The following is a 19,121-nucleotide window of genomic DNA, read 5'->3' as shown; positions in this document are numbered from 1 at the left end:
GGTAGGTGCATGAATATTATTTCTGCTCGGTATCTACTGCATCTACATCAGCACGACCAATCACATCCAAATCCTCTAAACACAGCTTGTCATATTTCTTTTTACAAAAGCTTGGATCAATATCACACATCGCTGACTGCAGTTGATCGAGGCGATTTTCTGATTGCTGGATATGCTCAAGCATTTTAGCAAAGGCTTCTGCAACAGGGTCTTGTGAATAAGGGTCGATACCATAAGCACGGAAAGTATTGGTACGTTTGGCAGTAGGGGTCGTATCTTTAGTTTGATCGTCGCTCTCACCAGCTTGGGCAACTTTTTCTTGCTGCTTAGCATCCTGTACTTTGGTAGTCAGTGGATTGCCTTTTTCATCATGATGATCTGAGATCATACGCGCGGCACTGCCGATCATCGTAGCGCCTGCTGGTACTGGTTTGACTACCACTGCATTTGAGCCGATTTTGGCATTTTTACCGACCGTAAATGGCCCCAATACTTTTGCACCAGCACCAACGGTCACACCATCTTCTAATGTTGGATGTCGTTTGCCATTGTTCCAAGATACACCGCCAAGAGTAACGCCGTGATACAGGGTCACATCATTGCCAATTTCAGCGGTTTCTCCAATCACGACGCCCACACCATGATCGATAAAAAAGCGTCTGCCGATCTTGGCAGCAGGGTGAATCTCGATACCTGTGATAATACGTGAGCCGTATGAGATAACACGAGCCGCCAGTTTCTGTTCATTGTTCCACAGACAGTGCGCACCGCGATGCAAAATGAGCGCATGAATACCGGGATAGGTCAGAATGACTTCTAAGCTATTGCGTGCTGCAGGGTCACGGGTAAATACCGCATCGACATCTTCTTTTAGGTCTTTTTTAATATTGACCAATGATTTAAAAAACTTGGATGGCAATGACATAAGGCGTCCTGTCTATTCGTCAGTAAAGTATGTTGCTAAAGCGACAATACCGCTAAGTTGTCGTCGTTTTATAATAATCGTATTTACACAAAGCTATTTTAAGTATGGCAACTTTATACGTTTAAACGTGTCTTAGTCCTTTGAAAGTTTGGCAATCAAAGCACTGAGTAGCTGATACTCTTTTTGATCAAGCTGCAAACGTGACCCAAGTCTAGACAATCGTGATGGCAACGATTTTAGATGCTCACTATTTGCAAGACCACGATTCACCATCAGGTCAGTGGTACGCTGAGTAAGCTGTTGTAGCTGCTGCTGGGTAATAGCAGGCTCATCCCATTGCTGACGTAGATGCACATTAAGCGTTGGCTGAACAGGAGCGCTCAAATCAGTATCTACATTATCTGCTGTCTGAATGTGCGTCTGGGCGTAAGCAAAGATAAAGCTGGCGATTACCTGCACGGCTGATGCAACATTTAGTACAGGATAAGCAGGATTGGCATCAATTTGAATATGATAATCTGCGTAAGCCAACTCTTCATTGGTCAATCCACGATCTTCACGTCCAAATAAGATAGCAATATTTGGTTTGCTAGAAAGAGCAGCTGATGAGGTATCAACGGTACTATCATTTGCACTTAAAGCTGACTGTGTATCGATAAAGTCAAACATGATCTTAGCTGCCTGCGTGGGTGTCACGACAGGGCGAGGTAAGTGACGGCTACGACTGCTAGCAGCAAACACCAGCTGACAGTTAGAGATAGCAGATTCTAGGGTAGGCGCTATCAATGCAGAGGACAACAGCTCACCACCACCCGCTGCATGAGACACACTGGTCTCATCAATCGGTAATTTGGGATCGACCACGGTCAAACGAGACAAACCCATGGTATGCATCGCACGTGCCGCTGAGCCAATATTAGCAGGCAAAGTTGTATTGACCATGACTACTTGCAGGCAATCAAGGTAGTCGCTCACCGTGTGGGCAGATTGTGCTAATGAAGAATCGTTACTCATTATTGTCCCAGTCTTATATTGATTTCTTGTTCAGCACGTTGTAATGCGATGGCGATTTCTTCAACCAGATCTGCGTGCTCGCTGATACGGCGCCCACGGCAGTGCTCTTGCAACTGACTGCTAAGACGAACCAGTTGAGTAGTACCTAAATTAGCGCTTGCCCCTTTTAGTGCATGGGCTGTCTCAAACCCATTGGCATTATCATCTGCTTGCTGAGCGACTCGGAGTGTATCTATTCGCTGTTGACTGTCTTTAAAATACACTTGTATCAGATCAACAAAGTCTTCTTCTAGCAAATCACGCATGTCTTCGAACTGTTCGTGATTGACAATCTCTTCACTGGTCTGAGTATTATTATTTGGCATGTCATCCATGGTTTTTATCCAATTGTTAAAAGTTAAAGCAGTAATGTTACTATAATGAATTTTTTAAAAGTAATGTACGTCTTAGCTGTAATGGAAATGTAAGTTATCTTCACTTACTAGCATTTTTAGCTGTTGCAAATTATCATCGTTTGGATAAACGCGCCAGTGCTCAGACAGTCCCACATTTGCGATACCGTACATTTCATAAACGCTCAGCCCAAGCGGTAGACAGTTATCATTGATAGAGGCGTCGGTATTGCTCAAGGCATTGTTGGCATAGTCTTGATTGCCAGCGCTACCATTGTCTAATGCCAGCAAGTCATTGCCATTTTCATCATATAAACTGCCACCCATCGCAGGGTCATAGGCACCATTACCACTGTTGCTACCATTGCCTTGCTCGTCTTGATCTTGGTTATAAGCCAGACGCGGCTCAGGAATGATATCCGCCTGTGCTGACTTAAGCAATGGTTGTAGACGTGTGAGCAAATTAACATCACTACCATGAACCTTGATACTGATTTTTTTGAGCCAACGCAAGCGTGCATCGACCATGCTCATGGCACTATCTAGGCGTGCAAACAGGCGTCCATCACGTTCACGGATGCTGCCTCTGATGATGACAACCTCATCGATTTTCAACTGCTCTTTGACGCGATTGAAACGCTCAGCATAGCAGCTAACCTCTAGCCTCGATGTGCCATCATCTAACGTAATCACGTTACGATTGCCAAAGTTAGCGATGTCTATAATGAGTCCTGAGAAATAGCAGCTGCCGTTATAGCCAGTATCGGTTAATTTATCGAGGCGTGCACCAGAGGTATAGCGTTTGAGCTCTTCTAAATATTCATTGATTGGATGACCTGTTAAGTACAATCCTAATGTGTTCTTTTCCGCTTTTAGGCGATGTTTGTCACCCCAGATCAGCTCTGGTGTCATCACAAGTGGCGGCGCTGCCACAACACCGTCCATTTCACCAAACAGATCCATCATACCGATTTCGCGGTTTTGACGGTCTTGCTCAGCGGCTTGTACGGCACTTGGCAATTGACTCATTAGCGCACCGCGAATCTCGTATGCTTCGTCGCTTGGCAAATCAGGGCGCAGAGTCGCGGCAAAGTCATCAAAACAGCCCGCACTGACCAAGGCTTCAAGGGTACGCTTATTAACCTTTTTGATATCAACACGGCGGCAAAAATCATATAAGTCTTTAAACGGCCCTTCACGGCGACGTGCATCTACGATAGATTCTACCGCACCTTCACCCACGCCTTTAATTGCGCCAAGACCATAAATAATATTGGTCGGTGTATCGGCGACGAAATGCCATTCACTGCGATTCACCGACGGATTCACCACGGTCAATTCAAAGTTCTCGCGGCAGTCATTGATAAAAAATACAACGTTGTCCGTGTTGTTCATATCTGAGGTCAATACTGCTGCCATAAATTCCGCAGGATAGTACTGTTTTAGATAAGCTGTTTGATAGGCCAGTACACCATATGCCGCAGAATGCGAGCGGTTAAAACCGTAACCGGCGAACTTTTCCATCAGATCAAAAACGCCGCCTGAAGTGACTTCATCAATACCTTGTGAGGTTGCACCAGTGACAAAGATATCGCGCTGTTTGGCCATCTCTTCAGGTTTTTTCTTACCCATGGCACGGCGTAGCATATCAGCCCCGCCTAAGCTATAGCCTGCCATGACCTGTGATATTTGCATGACCTGTTCTTGATAGACAATAACGCCGTTGGTGTTTTCTAATATCGGCTCAAGATTGGGATGATCGTAGATGACTTCCTCACGACCATGTTTACGGTCGATATACATCTCTACCATGCCTGCATCGAGCGGACCGGGACGATATAGCGCACACATGGCAATGACGTCTTCGATGTTGGTCGGTTGCAGTTTGGCGAGATACTTTTTCATACCCATACTTTCTAGCTGAAAGACGGCCGTGGTCTTGGCATCTTGCAGTAGCTTATAGGCTTTACTGTCATCAAGTGGCAAATCTTCTAAGACCAATGCTGGCACGTTTTCTTTCGCACGGCGCAAATTGATGTTTTCAACCGCTGCATTAATGACGGTTAAGTTACGTAGACCCAAAAAGTCAAACTTCACCAGTCCAACAGCCTCGACGTCATCTTTATCAAATTGGCTGACACGGTGACCTTCGTCATCACAATAAATGGCGCTAAAGTCGGTGATTTTATGCGGGGCGATCAGCACGCCGCCCGCATGTTTACCGACATTTCGGCAGACGCCTTCAAGCTTAATGGCCATCTCCCAAACTTCAATGGCATCTTCATAATCCATATTATCGGGGTTAGAGATTAAGTCTTTCAGCTGTGGTTCTTGCTCGAGTGCTTGGCTGAGTGTGATACCGGGTGTTTTTGGAATCAGTTTGGATATTTTATTAGCCAAAAAGTACGACTTGCTTTGTACGCGCGCCACATCACGCACAACCGCTTTCGCTGCCATGGTACCAAAGGTAATAATCTGTGAGACGGCATCACGACCATAAGTTTGCGCCACATAATCAATGACACGATCACGCCCTTCAATACAGAAGTCAATATCGAAATCGGGCATCGATACCCGCTCAGGATTCAAGAAGCGCTCGAACAGTAGATCGTAATGAATCGGATCAAGGTCGGTAATGTTTAGCGCATAAGCGACCAGCGAGCCAGCACCGGAACCACGGCCTGGTCCAACTGGCACGCCATTGGCTTTTGCCCAGCGGATAAAGTCCATAACGATGAGGAAGTAACCCGGAAACCCCATTGATAGGATGATGCCCAGCTCATACTCTAGGCGTTCGTCGTATCTTTGACGAAAATCACCCCAGTGGTCAGTACGTGCTTCTACTGGGAATAGCTTGTCTAGGCGCTGTTCCAGACCACGCTGCGACTCTGCACGAAAGAACGATTCAGTCGTCTCACCCTCAGGGACAGGAAAGTCGGGCAATACATTAATACCCAGTGTCAAGGTCACATTGCAGCGCGTGGCTAAGCGTAAGGTATTATCAATGACCTGTGGAATATCAGCAAACAGTTGCTCCATTTGCGTCTGTGTCTTTAGATATTGCTCATCTGAGTAGGTTTGCGGACGGCTTGAATCTGCAAGCACGTAAGAGCCTGCGATACACACACGGGCTTCATGAGCATCAAAATCATCTTGTGCTAAGAAACGGACGTCGTTATGGGCAATGATGGGTATGCTGTATTTGGCCCCTGACTGAATAGCGGCTCTCATAAAGGCATCTTCGCCTGAGCGATTGGTGCGCTTGATGGCAAAATATAATCGATCGTCAAACTTTTCCTGCCACTCAGTGAGTAGTTCATCGGCTTTTTCTGGCATCGAGCCGACCAATGCTTGACCCACATCTGACTTTTCCGTGAGCAGTATAATGACACCTGCTGCATGCTCTAGGATATGACTGCGCTTAATGACAGGCGTGCCATGATTGACAGGATCAGCACGACCTTCAGTAAACCCAAGCGATACGATACGGGTAATGTTTTGATAGCCTTCGTTATTCATCGCAAGTAAGGTGAGGCGCGTGTCTTCATTATCCACGATGACTTCGCTACCGATGATGGGCTTGATGCCAGCACCCAAGCAGGCACGATAGAACTTCACCGTGGCATATAAATTGGACAAATCGGTCAATGCCAACGCGCGCTGATTGTCAGCCGCAGCAGCTTTTACCAGCGGCTTAATACGCACGATAGAATCGGTGATGGAATATTCGCTGTGGATGCCAAGGTGTACAAATGCCATAGAAGACTCTTACTAGTACGATCAAAAAAACAAGCTACCGATAATATAAATGATGTTTATCAATCATTTATATTAAGACATAGAGGCAAATAAGACCTCGGTAGCCATCTTGATACGTTTTAAATGGGGTCGTCAATAATAGCATTATTTGCCGCAGACAGCCACTGATTCAAAGGGTTTAATCTGAGTGAGGGAATTCGTTTTTCTTATTTATTAGTATGAAATTTTGCTACGTTTCATCTCAATTATTGATAAAATAAACATTTGTTTCTAAAAATTGTCATAAGATGTCAATTCTACTATATTATTCACGCAATAAAAAAAAGACGATAATACTATGAGTAATATTACTAAGCTGCCTGCATTTGGCGATATGCTAAATGCTGGAATACAAACTATAAAAAACTTGAGTACGCGAAACACAATTGGTCGCACTGTGTTTTATAGAGAGTTTGAAAAACTAGCACAAATCGTGAGTGATCATAAAGATATTAATTATATAAGTAATCATGACATACGTCATGAGTGTCATGATGGCTCTCCTTGCTATGACGAAATCATTGATTTGATTTTGCTGTGTTTATCAGCGATGGGCTTGGTTAAGGAGGATAAATTTAGTTTGGTCCCTAATCTAAATCAGAATTTTGCTAACTTTATTACCTTTGATGAAAAAGTAACGCCTAAAAACATCATACGTTTAGACCCTTTCGGTAAAGTCTATTTTTGGTTAGCAGGTAATAACTTCGGTCAATATGTCGGTGAGGGCATACGAAATAATGACTATATTGCTAACTTTCAGCGCTTTGACAGTAAATCATTTTCTGATTTACAAAAAGTAAATACGGCAGCCTATGGTAAAAACGGTGATGCGCTTATTAGTCATTTAATCGATGAAACTAAACGTCGAACTTCTATATTTATGAATAATTATGCAGATGCTACAGTTGGCAGCGATTTTGTCAAAGTGACGCCTGACATGATTATGTCTCAACTTGAAAGCTTATCACCTTTACAGTTTGAATGGTTTTGTTTGAAATTAATTGAGAGATCATTGGAGATAGAAAGTCCTGAGAGTAATTTAACCTCTCGTCATACAGGACGATCTAACGATAATGGTATTGATGGACTGATTATTCAGGATTTTCCTGATGGTGAGGTACATAATTATTATATTCAAGCCAAGCTGTATAGCACAGGTAATAATATTTCAAATGGAGATTTGAGAAATTTTGTAGGTGCTTATCCACCACAAAAAACCAATCATCATGGGATATTTATTACCACTACCAGTTTTACTAAGCCGGCGCAAGACTATGCTAATTCGACTGATTCGCATAGCCTCATCCTAATTGATCAAATGAACTTGATTGAATTGATGATGCAACATAAGGTCGGTTTAAAAGAGGTGAATGCCAGACCAAAACTATTATTAGACAACGATTTCTTTGACAAGATAAAGTTGTATTAAGACAGCTCAATATGCACTTATTGAGCTTTCTCTATAAAAGATGCTCTAGGCGTTATAGCAACACATAGAGCCTCTTTATAATGATTAAATACAGATTCTAATCACTCAATACCCAACCACTGCCGCATCAACGATACGAGGATCAGACGATCCATAAACGCCATTTGGTGTGAGCATAATCGACTGTGTAGAGCCCATCGCGGATTTTGGACTGACGGTATGTCCCATTGATTCAAGTTTTTTCACTGTGTCGATATTCAGTGCTTTTTCAACTCTGATTTCATCAGGTAGCCATTGATCATGAATACGCGGGGCATGTGTTGCCTCAGCAATATTCATATCATGATCGATGACGTTGGAGATAATTTGAGTGACAGTCGTGATGATCCGGCTACCACCTGGGCTGCCTGTGACGATATAGGGCTTACTGTCTTTGAATACGAGCGTCGGACTCATAGACGACAGCGGACGCTTATTGGCTTCCACAGCATTGGCCTCGCCGCCTAATAATCCATAGCCATTTGGTACACCAGGTTTGGCAGAAAAATCATCCATCTCATTGTTGAGTAAAATCCCTGTCCCATCCGCAACCAGCCCAGTGCCGTAAGAGAAATTAAGCGTATACGTATTGGCTATCGCATTGCCGTCTTTATCCACGATAGAAAAATGCGTGGTTTGGTCGCTCTCGTATGGGAGTGGGTTATTGGCTTTGATAGTAGCTGCTGGTGTGGCTTTATTTGGATCAATCAACGTACGCAGTTTGTCCGCATAGGCTTGTGAGGTTAAGCCGCTGGCAGGTACATCAATAAAGTCAGAGTCACCTAGATACTCAGCGCGATCTGCATAAGCCAACTGCATCGCTTCCGCCATTAAATGAATGGTCTGTGCGCTGTTTTGACCATAGTCTTTAAGCGGATAGCCTTCTAAGATATTCAAAATCTCGATGATGTGAATACCACCAGAGGAGGGCGGCGGCATAGAGACAATCTCATAGCCACGGTAGTCGCCTTTGACAGGTTCGCGAGCAATCGCTTCATAGTCGCTCAAATCCTGCAGGCTCATGCTACCGCCAGCTTCATTGACCGCTTTGACCAGTTTTTGAGCGGTCTCACCCTTATAAAATCCATCAGCTCCTTGTGCGGCAATTAGCTTTAGCGAGCGGGCAAGCTCTGGCTGTTTTAGACGTTCACCCGGCTGATAAGCACTGCCATCAGGTTTAAAAAATACTTTTTTGGTGCTCGGCCATTTCTGCAAACGATCGCTCATTGCGGTGAGTGATTCGGACAATCCAGCCGTCACTTCTATGCCGTCCTCAGCCAGTGCTATCGCGGGTGCCATGACTTGCCCGCGGCTCATGGTACCGTGATCTTCTAGCGCTTTTAATAGTCCTGCTACTGTCCCTGGCACGCCAACGGCTAAGCCATGATAGCGAGATAAGTCACTGACAGCGTCGCCTGCTTCATCGAGATACATATCGCGCGAGGCGCTACTCGGTGCTTTTTCACGGTAATCAAGCGCCACTGTTTTGCCTTGCTTGGCATCATAAATCATCATAAAACCGCCACCACCGATGTTGCCAGCACGAGGTAAGGTAACGGCTAGGGCAAAGCCCACTGCGACCCCAGCATCTACCGCATTACCACCATCCTTTAAAATCTGTAAACCGATGTCAGATGCAAGCGCTTCTTGGGTGGCGACCATGCCGTTCTTTGCCCAGACTGGGTGATGAATGGCATCTTCAGAGTAAATAGCTTGGTCACTATTGGCGTTGCTGGATGTGGTATTGAGTGTACTGGTTTTTGCTCGTGTGATGCGCTTGGTTTCAGACAGTACCGTTGGATTATCAGCCATGATGGCCAAATTTATCGCATTGGTATTGATTGAAGTGGTATTGATCGTATTGTTATTTGCTGAGGATGTTGGTTCTAATGCCTGTGCAGAGACAGACAGTAGTAATGCACTTGTAATGAGTAAGATACTGGATTTCAGCTTATTGTTCGTTTTTGATGTGTGCTGCTGATTACTATGATTGTGATGAGAAAATGGCTGAGACATCGCAAAGTCCTTTTTACGCGAGTGGAAATAGTAGGCTATCCGTTAAATAAGCTTAAATAGTAACGAAAATATAGAATAGTAGAAAGTTGTTTATTATCTTTTATTGTCCAGCTTGTTATCAGGCTTGGTCATACGGGCTATACCTTTAAAATGAGGCTCTCCCTAAGTATCCTCATACCTTCATGCAGGCTAGGTTATTTATCAATGAAGTTTTTCTTTAAAAATTTGCGCTAGTATTACTAAAGTGTAAGCTCTTGTGATATAAATAACGGTACTAATGTACACTCGTTATCGACTGTTTATACCAAGGGACTACTATGCCATCAGACCATATGAATAACCGTAATCGACAATGCTACTCTGAGGTGGCGCATCATCACTCGACTATCCATCACAATAATAATGGTCCTGTATATCAGACGTGTAAATTGACTTCTATCGCCTTGCTAGTGAGCAGTGCATCGCTTGTACTCGCAGGGTGTCAATCAAGCCCAGCTGTCTCGTCTAATGCGAGTGTATCTAGCACGCTCATGGACTTTAGTGTCGCAGATGCTGGGCAGAGTCAACGTCAGGGCCGTGCTTTTACGGCTAGCCAAAACGCCCAAGCTGAGCGTTACGCGCAACTGTTTGATCAAGATAAATACCCCAGTACCGAAAACCAAGCCAAGTCGCATTTATTGACAGCGATTCGTCAGCATTTAGCCACAGAGCATGTGGCCGTTACTCAAGCGAATTATCAATCAGTGCCTTTTATAGACGCAGATAGTATCGATACAGGAGCGAGTAGCTTACTCAGAACGATTATAGAAACCTATGCTTATCAGCCTGAAAGTGCTTACATTGACGACTACAATGAGAGTGGCTCTAACGACAATGATGAGAGCGATAATAGTGGCTATGACAATAGTGATTATGATGAGAGTAACGCGGACGATGTAGAAAGAAGAGCCATCGCTGCGATATTGGCGGAAGCCGGTGAAAATGAGCCGGCAAGAGATAGCTATTATAGTAGTGGCGCTAACGATGACACGATTTTAGATGAAGACGGTTACGATGTTGATGGCTATGATGAATATGGCTATGACCGTGACGGCTATGATCACGATGGCTACAATGAGTACGGCAACGAAAGAGAAAGCCGTGGCGGCCTGCTCTCAGGCATGAATCCCAAGACAATGGCCGCAAAATACGAAGCCATGCAATTGGCAAAACAGCGCGCTGAGACAGAGCCGAGCGCTACGAACAACCTGTCAGCTTCCTCTACTGGCTTGATTGGTAATCTGCTGAGTATGTTCCACCGCACCCCTGAACAGATAGCGGCAACCAATGCGTATCAATATCAGAACTTGACATTTAATAGTGTCAGTCAATATCATCCAAAGCAGCGTCAGCTACAAAGCGTCTATAGCTACGACTATGTCACCCCAACGATTAGCGCATCGATACAGATACCGTTGGCATTTGATTTTAACAACAGCAATGTCACCGTCGACCCATCGGCCATCATGCCAATTGTCGCGCTCGCTAATCCTGAACACACGCCATTGCCTACGCAGATGGCCTCACATACCGTGAGATTTGGGCTGCCTGAAAGCATCACGGCACAGTTACCGCCAGCGGTGCTTTACGATGCGGTACTTAATGCCATCCAAAGCAGCATGGCTGAGCTCGCGCCTGAGCATTTTAGCGCGGTAGATATCAGTGGTGATGCGTTTGCCAAAGAAGTTGGTGCGACACGCGCGGTAAAAGTTTATTTTGGCAGTCAGCAAAGCGGTGAGATGATCGGCAAGACGCTGAAATATGTGACGCAGTCACTGCAAGAGTATGTCGATGCCAATCCAAACAAATATCCTGATAGTGCTGTGCTAAAAGCCGCGCTTGCCAAGATACAGCTATACAATAAGGGCTATCAAAGCGCAGATGTGGGGTCGCTGTTACAACTTATCGAAGCGATCGGGCCCATCTCGTTTAATCAGATTAATTACTACTATTTAGATAGCTCAGATCGCCTACTTGCCAAGCAGCAGCGTGTCAATATCGGTGGTGACTTAATGGGCTCTACCACGACCATGCTCAATCAAGTGCGTTATGACAAAGCCAGTTTTAATCGCCATGCTTTAACGCCCCTACTGACAGAGTCGTTTGGTGCTAATGCTGTGCCTTCTATTGATGGCAATGCGTGGATTGCAGAGCAGCGCCAACAAAAAGACAGGCTTCAAACGGCACGTTATGTGCGTTACGACTATGAGGATGGCAGCTCAATAGATGATTATAGTAATGACGAATATGACCGTAATCATAGCGAAGAGGCAGTCGATGAGAGCGATGTTGACGAGGCCACCGATGCAGCTGAGCAATAGTTTTCAGTCGCATCATCTTGTCACATCTACGCTCATGTCTATTAAGGATAAAAAATGAAAACAGTACATCAAAATATTGGCTTACGTCTGCCATTTGGGATTAAAAGCAACCAACTACTGACTAGTATATTGCTATCAGGGGCACTGTTATTAACAGGTTGCCAGTCTACTAATCTAGGCCAATCTAACATGGTGGCCGCGAAGCAATCACCTAGCACTGCAAAAAAGACTTTAGCCGCCGCGTTACAAAAACAGCGCCGCCAATCGTTCAGCTATCATAGTAACCTTGAGATTGGCAACGAAACTAGCAACGACCAGCAAGTTACAGGCGAGTCTTCCAAGCAACTGGTCGCATCAGACTATGTAAACGAGCACTGCGAAGAAACGCATGATCAAGCGTATGCGGCGTTGATCCTGCAAGCAGAAAAGCAGAATACAGATATTCTAGCCACCGATTATGATGTCAAACGTGACACCATCAGGCAGTCGTACTTTGAGTGCGTAGATGCCTATCATGCATGGGATGATCATCAATATGATAGCGATGTGAAGGTAGCAGCAGATTATCAGGCGTTATTTGACAATTATGAAGACAAACCCAAACCGATAGATGCCAAAAAGGCACAATTGCTCGATGCGTATTTGTTAAAGCCATTGTCTATCAATGCTCAAGGTATCTACCAGCCAATGGCGGGTAAGGCCACTATGCTCGCCAGTGTACAGTACCAAGCGCGCAATCATCACAGCAGTATCAATCAGCCGATCTATGTAGATTTTAAAAACGGTGATGTCTATTTATGGGCAGATAACTTTGCACTGCTTAATTCCGAGCTGCTAGACGATAAGCTAGGTACAACATGGCGAAATAAGTGGTTAAAAATAGCCATTGATGATGGTACGCTGCCCAAGGGGTTTGGTAGCGAGCTGATCAAAAGCCACTTCGCCGCGTTAGATGCGACTTATGACGCAGCTCCTATTGGCCAGTTCGATTATGTGGCTCCTAATACGCTGGCATCATTGACGCCCAAATTACCAGCGCATCAGCTATCAGTGATGTTACCAACAGACCAAATCATTCGCCGAGTGCAAAGCTTTGATAGCTATCAAGCCTCTTATCAAAACTATATGCAGATTTTCTACAGTCGTATTAGTAAGCAATATCCAGAGCTGGTAAAAGAAGCTGAGCCAATGACAGCGTTTGAGACCATTCAGAGTTCACCAGATCTGACCAGTAAGGCAATGGTAAAAAAAGTACTGGCGATGATAAAAGAACAAATGGCTGATGATGCAACCATAGACACAAACGCCACTGCAAATACAGATGTCCAAGAATTATATGGTTTCGATAAACGAGGTCAGCTGAAATGGCAGCAGATGCATCGACAGCTGGATAACACCAGTAAACCTAATACAGATAAAAGCCTGACGATGGATGTCTTGCAGCAGTATTCTGCTATCAATACCACAGCGTTGGCGTTTCCGAACCTGCCGAGTAATGTTCAATCACCGAGTGCTAGCAATAGTATCGATTTACGGCAATACGGCCCTGAATTGTTGCAATACTACCAAGATGGTAATGGAACGGCGATGGGCAAGATGATGTTTAATATGCTACCGATGGCAAAAGAGCGTTTCGGTGTGATTGAGTAATTGATTAAGGTATTAATGAGTGAATAGAAAGCATTATTGGCTTTTAAGCAGGATAATTTTGCATTAAAAAAAGCGCACCTATTAACGGCGCGCTTTTTTATTTTATACGTATACAGCTGGGTAAAATAACACTTTTCCGGAGTGGTTTATTACATACCTTGCTGTGCACGATCACCACGTTGCTCACGATGGTCTGGACCACGACGGCCTTCGTCGTCACCTTTTCTATCTTCTTTCATTTGTGCAAGTTTTGCGCGTTGCTCAGCAGTCAATACTTGAGCAATGGCGTGTTGTGTTTGTACACGCTCAATAAAGCGCTGCTTGGTTTTAGCTGCTTGCTGATCGGCCAAACGGTTTACTGCAGCACTATTCAATGTGCTTGCATTGGTCAAGGCTTGCATCTGTTGATCCATTTGCGCACGCTCTGCTTGATGCTTTGTGCGATCCGCTTTGTTATTGCTATGTTTCGCTTCCATGATGGCTTTGATTTGTGTTTGCTGCGCTGCTGTGAGGTCTAGTTTAGATAGTGGGCCTCTCATCTCACCTTTTTTCATGCCAGCTTTATGCTGCTTTTGCATTTTGGTTGTAGGCGTTGTATCAGTAGTCGCGTTGACGCTGGTACATGCAGTGACAGTAAATACGCTAGACGCTGCTAATACTGAAGCTAATAATAATTTTTTCATAACGATATCCTTGATTGTATTGAGTGTAATTACATTGAATGTGGTAGTAATGGGTTGATAGGAGCTATATTACGACAGTTAAAGGTTACGAACATTTATGAAGTATTAAGAAAGGTAACGTTTTTAGCGAATTGCTACGCGCTTGCCTGATAATATGGGTAACTAAAGGAATTAAACCAATGAATGCTATCGAAAGTGAAAGGAGATAAGTGTGCCAAATATATTGATAGGCGATGATGACGAAGAGTTAACCCAGTTATTACAAGAGTATTTGCACAATCATGGCATTCAGTGTGATTGTGTCCATGATGGCGCCGCAGTCATACAAAGACTCAAGGCAGTGGCACATGAAGATACGGTCTATGATCTGCTCGTGCTCGACATTATGATGCCGAAACTAGATGGATTGAGTGTGCTGCGCCAATTACCAAATATCATTGATATCCCTGTCATTATGCTGACCGCAAAAGGGGAAGAGATTGATCGGATTATCGGTTTAGAGTTAGGTGCGGATGATTATATCACCAAGCCTTGTAACCCTCGGGAGCTGCTGGCGCGTATCAATGCGGTGATTAAACGGACTAATACGACGGCCTCTGAACACACGCCGCTACCAGAGAGTCGCTTGCATCTGGATCAGAACCAGCGCATTTGTGAGATAGATGGCGTGGCGCTACAAGTCACTGGTACAGAGTTTGATCTGCTCGTGGCTCTGCTCAAACAAAAAGGGGAGGTGGTGAGTAAAGCATGGCTGTCAGAAAATGTCTTGCAACGCGAATTGCAGCCCTTCGACCGTAGTCTCGACGTACATGTATCTCGCTTACGCAAAAAACTTCAACCTTTTCACGATGAGCCAATAAAAGCGGTGCGTGGCAAAGGTTATCAACTGGTGCTGTAATGACGGATACATCGATGAAAGCTTCTGAACAGAATCTCAAAAAGGCACCTAAATTTAAGGTACGCATCACCTTATTTTGGCGTCTATTTTTGAGCCTATTACTGACAATTTTGATCACTTCTGTACTGTCCATCGTAGTAGAGCGCTGGCTGGCTGAAAAAGAGCTGACCTCTCGTATGGACGTCCAAATCGAGAGTCTATTGATAAAGCGTGAAGAGATGGTCGCAGCGCTACGGATTGGTGATGTAGAGTCTGTCAGGCAGATGTATCGTCAAGATCGACAGTTGATGAATCAAATCAGGGTTTATGATGAGCAGGGGGCTATTATATTTCCGCGTTACCGTGATAAAGACGGTCGGCAAGGGCAGCTTCAAAATGATCGGCAAACAATGGATCGTGCGATACAACCGTTGCAGCAAATACCGTCTAGACCGCCTAGAGTAGATAATAATGCTTATGGTGTAGAAGGTCGTAATGCTGACGACAGATTGCGTGAACACGACAATGATATACCGAAAAATGAGCCGTCTTTTTGGCAAAAACTCCTAAAGCCAAGAACGGCAAGTAGCGCAGCAGTAGCTGATATTGATACTCGTCCTGAACTGGCCGATATGTCTGTTGAGTTACCTGATGGTCAGTCAATCATCATACAGTTGCGTCCGCATTTGCGTTTTTCAGACGTGGTAGAGATACAGCATGGTAATTTTCCAATACGTTTGCTATTAATCGTTATCTTTAGTGTATTGGTCTGCATATGGCTCAGTCGTACGCTAACCCAGCGAATTGGCCGTGTACAAAATACAGTACACCGTATGATTGATGGTAATTACCAAGCCAACCCAGAACTGTCTAAGATGGGCGATGATGAGTTGGGGCTACTTGCCAAAGATGTCGCCCATCTATCGACGAGACTGATTGACAGTGAGCTGGCACGCAAGCAAATGCTCAGTGATATCTCACATGAGCTGCGTTCGCCGCTTGCTCGTCTGGATGTAGCGACTGAGTTGACTCGAGACTTTGCGCCCAATGCTAATCGCTATCTAGATCGCATCGATAAAGAGTCTACACGGATGAATGAGCTGATTGAGCAGATCATTCACATTCAATCCCTGCAAATGCAGCAATATACTGTTGATAACTTGGAGAGTGAAGCAGTCGATATATCTGACATTATCAGTAGTATCGGAGAGGATGTCTGCTTTGAGTTTCAGCATAAAGACGTGCATTGGCAATGGCAAATGCCTGAAGCCTCAGCGCTAGATGACTTGGAGGGTTTTTGGACAGTACAAGGCAATGCAGAACAGCTGTATAGCGCACTTGAAAATGTCATTCGCAACGCTTTTATGCACACGGCAGCGGGTTCGACAGTGATTGCCCAAATCAAAGCAATACAAATGGAAAATAAGACCACTGCTGTTCAAATTGCCATAACAGACGAAGGTGGCGGTGTGGCAGACAAGGACTTAGAACGTATTTTCCATCCCTTTGTACGGCTCGATTCTGCTCGACACCGTGATACTGGCGGTTACGGACTTGGACTGGCTATCGTCCATGCCGTAGTAATGGCACACAAAGGATATATCAATGCACACAATCGCCGTGATGACGTTCAAGGCTTGGTTGTAGAGATTGTATTACCTACTAAATAGTAAGATACATTACTGATAAATATTTCATGTAAATGGTATGCGTTTATGAGCAATGATGGTGCATATAAACGTATACCTGACCTATGTAAAATACTGATTTTTTTAAAAATGGTCATAATTTAATACAAATATTCATAAATATAAATAAATATATGCGTTTTTATGAATATAATTGCATGAACGGTATTAAAATACAGATGGACGGTATTGTCTCTCTTTATATATTCGGTAATACTAATATATAAAGAGAGTGATACATAACTTACAAAACAAAACGTCCTATTTTTTAAACTTCGATACCAGAAATTTTTGAAAAAACTAAATTATCATAAGTTCATAATTTGTTTTATTTTACGATATCAACTCTCTTGCAAGATGGATTTTATCTCTGATTTTTTAAATCTGACAAGTCTGTAAGGGAGTACGCATCATGAACCGCATCTATAAAGTCATCTGGAATGAAGCCTTAAGTTGTTTTACCGCCGTTGGTGAATATGCGAAGGGACGTGGCAAGTCTTCCAAATCTAGTGTTAGCTCTAACGCGACTATCAACACAACCTCTAATCTGTCCACTATCAAGACATTACGCTTAAGCGCTATAGGGCTTGGGCTATTGGCTGCTGGATTTGGCATGCAGGCAAATGCAGTGGGCACTTACTTTGCTGGAGATGATTCAGCGCCTAAAATCTATACAAATCCATTCTACCACCAGACATTAACGGTCCAAGGTGGTGAAACAGTAATGGGCGATTCTAGTACCAAAAATATTAGCGTCACGGCTGATAGACGTGATAAATCATTGACGATAAAGCTTGATGAAAATGTCGACTTAGGGGCTGATGGCAGTCTGAAAACGGGCGATACCTTGGTCGATAACTCTGGTATTAAGATTACAGTAAGTGATCCGTTAAATAATGTGGTGCTAGGTAATAACGGTCTGAATAATGGTAACAACCAGATTACAGGCGTTGCGGATGGTTTGATTGCTCTTGGTAGTAAGGACGCGATCAATGGAGGGCAATTATCTAGCCTAGCGACCACGGTTGCCACTAATAAAACCAAGTATTATAGCGTCAATTCAATGGCTACTGGCAATGCTAATAATGATGGGGCAACGGGCTATAATGCCATGGCTCTGGGCGGAAGTGCAGTCGCTTCTGGTGGTCAAGCGATTGCTATTGGTACTGGAGGGAGTGTACAGCCCACTGCCGCACTAGGCGAACAGTCCATCGCGATCGGTGGCAACGTGGTATCCAGAGGTGGATCTTCTATCGCCATTGGTGGCGACGATCTAAATGCCGCCTCTGCAGCAAACCTTGATGGCACCTCAGCCTCTGGTGTCAATAATGGCAGTGTCAATGCCACATTCAAAGCTTATACGGGTCGCGACCTTGTTGAACCAACATATTATGCTAGAACTACCGAATCTGATGGCGAAGCCTCTATTGCGATTGGCTCAAAAGCACTGTCTAAAGGGGCACTGTCTATGGCTATTGGCGTACAGTCTTCCTCAGCGGGTGTCGCATCCTCAGCCTTTGGCATGGGATCGTCAGCAAGCTTAGATGGTTCGGTTGCTTTAGGCGCAGGGTCAACCACTGCCACAAACGCAACCACTGAATCGACCATGACAGTTGGCGGGGTCACACACACCATCGCAGGTCCTGCGATGCGAGTTGGTGATCAAGTCTCTGTTGGTTCAGCAGGCGCTGAGCGTCAAATCAAACACGTCGCTGGTGGTGCGGTGAATGCAACCAGCACGGATGCCATAAATGGCAGTCAATTGCATGCCACAAACACAGAAGTGACCAATAACAGCACAGCCATTGGCTTAGGCCTCGACTTTGACGGTGACACCGGTGGAACGGTTAACCGCACACTTGGTCAGGCACTTAACGTCAAAGGTGGTGCAACGGGAACGCTAACGACGGGTAACATAGGGGTGGTTGCTGATGGCAGCGACACCTTAAACATTCAGTTGGCTAAAAACCTAACCGGTCTTGATAGTGCCAACATTGGTGGTATAAAGCTCTCATCAACAGGCATCGATGCCAACAGTACCCAAATCACAAATGTGGCCAGTGGTGTTGGTGATAACAACAACGCAGCCAACATCGGTGATCTAAACACTGCCGTTGCGACCAACAAAACCAAGTATTATAGCGTCAATTCAATGGCTACTGGCAATGCTAATAATGATGGGGCAACGGGCTATAATGCCATGGCTCTGGGCGGAAGTGCAGTCGCTTCTGGTGGTCAAGCGATTGCTAT

The 19,121-nt window shown here is 44.6% G+C and carries 11 protein-coding genes and 3 pseudogenes; 8 read left to right on the top strand and 6 right to left on the bottom strand.

Features of this window, described 5'->3' with window-relative positions; translation table 11 throughout:
* Positions 1 to 16: 16 nt before the first annotated feature.
* The 4 genes from cysE to dnaE form a co-directional block, all read right to left on the bottom strand.
* Complete coding sequence (gene cysE, locus IP485_RS00930; protein ID WP_198325613.1) at positions 17 to 925, bottom strand: serine O-acetyltransferase; 909 nt, start codon at positions 923 to 925, stop codon at positions 17 to 19.
* Positions 926 to 1,057: 132 nt separating this feature from the next.
* Positions 1,058 to 1,939 (bottom strand): RNA methyltransferase, encoded by an 882-nt coding sequence (locus IP485_RS00925; protein ID WP_198325612.1) that lies wholly within the window; start codon positions 1,937 to 1,939, stop codon positions 1,058 to 1,060.
* Positions 1,939 to 2,313, bottom strand: a complete 375-nt coding sequence (locus IP485_RS00920) for an Hpt domain-containing protein (RefSeq protein ID WP_198325611.1) — start codon at positions 2,311 to 2,313, stop codon at positions 1,939 to 1,941. Before IP485_RS00920 ends, IP485_RS00925 begins: the two co-directional genes overlap by 1 nt.
* A 72-nt stretch (positions 2,314 to 2,385) precedes the next feature.
* Entirely contained in the window at positions 2,386 to 6,090 is a 3,705-nt protein-coding gene (dnaE, locus tag IP485_RS00915; protein WP_198325610.1) for a DNA polymerase III subunit alpha, read from the bottom strand.
* A 337-nt stretch (positions 6,091 to 6,427) separates the two neighbouring features.
* Between dnaE and IP485_RS00910 the strand changes: the two genes are divergently transcribed.
* Entirely contained in the window at positions 6,428 to 7,558 is a 1,131-nt protein-coding gene (locus tag IP485_RS00910; RefSeq protein WP_198325609.1) for a restriction endonuclease, read from the top strand.
* A gap of 105 nt (positions 7,559 to 7,663) precedes the next feature.
* On the opposite strand, the gene ggt is transcribed toward IP485_RS00910, so the two are convergent.
* On the bottom strand, positions 7,664 to 9,613 hold the full coding sequence (gene ggt / locus IP485_RS00905) for a gamma-glutamyltransferase (protein ID WP_198325608.1): 1,950 nt from the start codon (positions 9,611 to 9,613) through the stop codon (positions 7,664 to 7,666).
* A 317-nt stretch (positions 9,614 to 9,930) separates the two neighbouring features.
* On the opposite strand from ggt, the gene IP485_RS00900 reads away from it, so the two are divergent.
* Both IP485_RS00900 and IP485_RS00895 read left to right on the top strand, forming a co-directional pair.
* The gene (locus tag IP485_RS00900) at positions 9,931 to 11,973 is read left to right on the top strand and encodes a hypothetical protein (RefSeq protein WP_198325607.1); all 2,043 of its coding nucleotides are present in this window, start codon (positions 9,931 to 9,933) and stop codon (positions 11,971 to 11,973) included.
* A 54-nt stretch (positions 11,974 to 12,027) separates the two neighbouring features.
* A complete protein-coding gene (locus IP485_RS00895; RefSeq protein ID WP_198325606.1) occupies positions 12,028 to 13,623 on the top strand; it encodes a hypothetical protein in 1,596 nt (531 codons plus the stop codon).
* 149 nt (positions 13,624 to 13,772) lie between these two features.
* Here the strand turns inward: IP485_RS00895 and IP485_RS00890 are convergent, their stop codons facing one another.
* Positions 13,773 to 14,306: a Spy/CpxP family protein refolding chaperone gene (locus IP485_RS00890; RefSeq protein ID WP_197175873.1), complete on the bottom strand. Its 534-nt coding sequence runs from the start codon at positions 14,304 to 14,306 to the stop codon at positions 13,773 to 13,775.
* A gap of 211 nt (positions 14,307 to 14,517) precedes the next feature.
* Between IP485_RS00890 and IP485_RS00885 the strand changes: the two genes are divergently transcribed.
* The 5 genes and pseudogenes from IP485_RS00885 to IP485_RS13930 all read left to right on the top strand — a co-directional run.
* A complete protein-coding gene (locus tag IP485_RS00885) occupies positions 14,518 to 15,204 on the top strand; it encodes a response regulator transcription factor (RefSeq protein WP_194363212.1) in 687 nt (228 codons plus the stop codon).
* 14 nt (positions 15,205 to 15,218) lie between these two features.
* Positions 15,219 to 16,853 (top strand): sensor histidine kinase, encoded by a 1,635-nt coding sequence (locus IP485_RS00880; RefSeq protein WP_198325605.1) that lies wholly within the window; start codon positions 15,219 to 15,221, stop codon positions 16,851 to 16,853.
* Positions 16,854 to 17,283: 430 nt separating this feature from the next.
* A pseudogene (locus tag IP485_RS13940) lies at positions 17,284 to 17,922 on the top strand (ESPR-type extended signal peptide-containing protein); the annotation flags it as partial.
* 54 nt (positions 17,923 to 17,976) lie between these two features.
* Positions 17,977 to 18,666: pseudogene (locus IP485_RS13935) on the top strand (hypothetical protein); the annotation flags it as partial.
* Between the two features lie 399 nt (positions 18,667 to 19,065).
* Positions 19,066 to 19,119, top strand: a pseudogene (locus IP485_RS13930) (hypothetical protein); the annotation flags it as partial.
* Positions 19,120 to 19,121: the final 2 nt, after the last annotated feature.

Source organism: Psychrobacter sp. NG27 (assembly GCF_016106655.1).
GTDB lineage: Bacteria > Pseudomonadota > Gammaproteobacteria > Pseudomonadales > Moraxellaceae > Psychrobacter.
This window is presented reverse-complemented; position numbering and strand designations above follow the sequence as displayed.

Bases quoted from the DNA above. Each gene is read 5' to 3' on its own strand.
- cysE (WP_198325613.1), bottom strand. From the start codon at position 925: ATGTCATTGCCATCCAAGTTTTTTAAATCATTGGTCAATATTAAAAAA.
- IP485_RS00925 (WP_198325612.1), bottom strand. From the start codon at position 1,939: ATGAGTAACGATTCTTCATTAGCACAATCTGCCCACACGGTGAGCGAC.
- IP485_RS00920 (WP_198325611.1), bottom strand. From the start codon at position 2,313: ATGGATGACATGCCAAATAATAATACTCAGACCAGTGAAGAGATTGTC.
- dnaE (WP_198325610.1), bottom strand. From the start codon at position 6,090: ATGGCATTTGTACACCTTGGCATCCACAGCGAATATTCCATCACCGAT.
- IP485_RS00910 (WP_198325609.1), top strand. From the start codon at position 6,428: ATGAGTAATATTACTAAGCTGCCTGCATTTGGCGATATGCTAAATGCT.
- ggt (WP_198325608.1), bottom strand. From the start codon at position 9,613: ATGTCTCAGCCATTTTCTCATCACAATCATAGTAATCAGCAGCACACA.
- IP485_RS00900 (WP_198325607.1), top strand. From the start codon at position 9,931: ATGCCATCAGACCATATGAATAACCGTAATCGACAATGCTACTCTGAG.
- IP485_RS00895 (WP_198325606.1), top strand. From the start codon at position 12,028: ATGAAAACAGTACATCAAAATATTGGCTTACGTCTGCCATTTGGGATT.
- IP485_RS00890 (WP_197175873.1), bottom strand. From the start codon at position 14,306: ATGAAAAAATTATTATTAGCTTCAGTATTAGCAGCGTCTAGCGTATTT.
- IP485_RS00880 (WP_198325605.1), top strand. From the start codon at position 15,219: ATGAAAGCTTCTGAACAGAATCTCAAAAAGGCACCTAAATTTAAGGTA.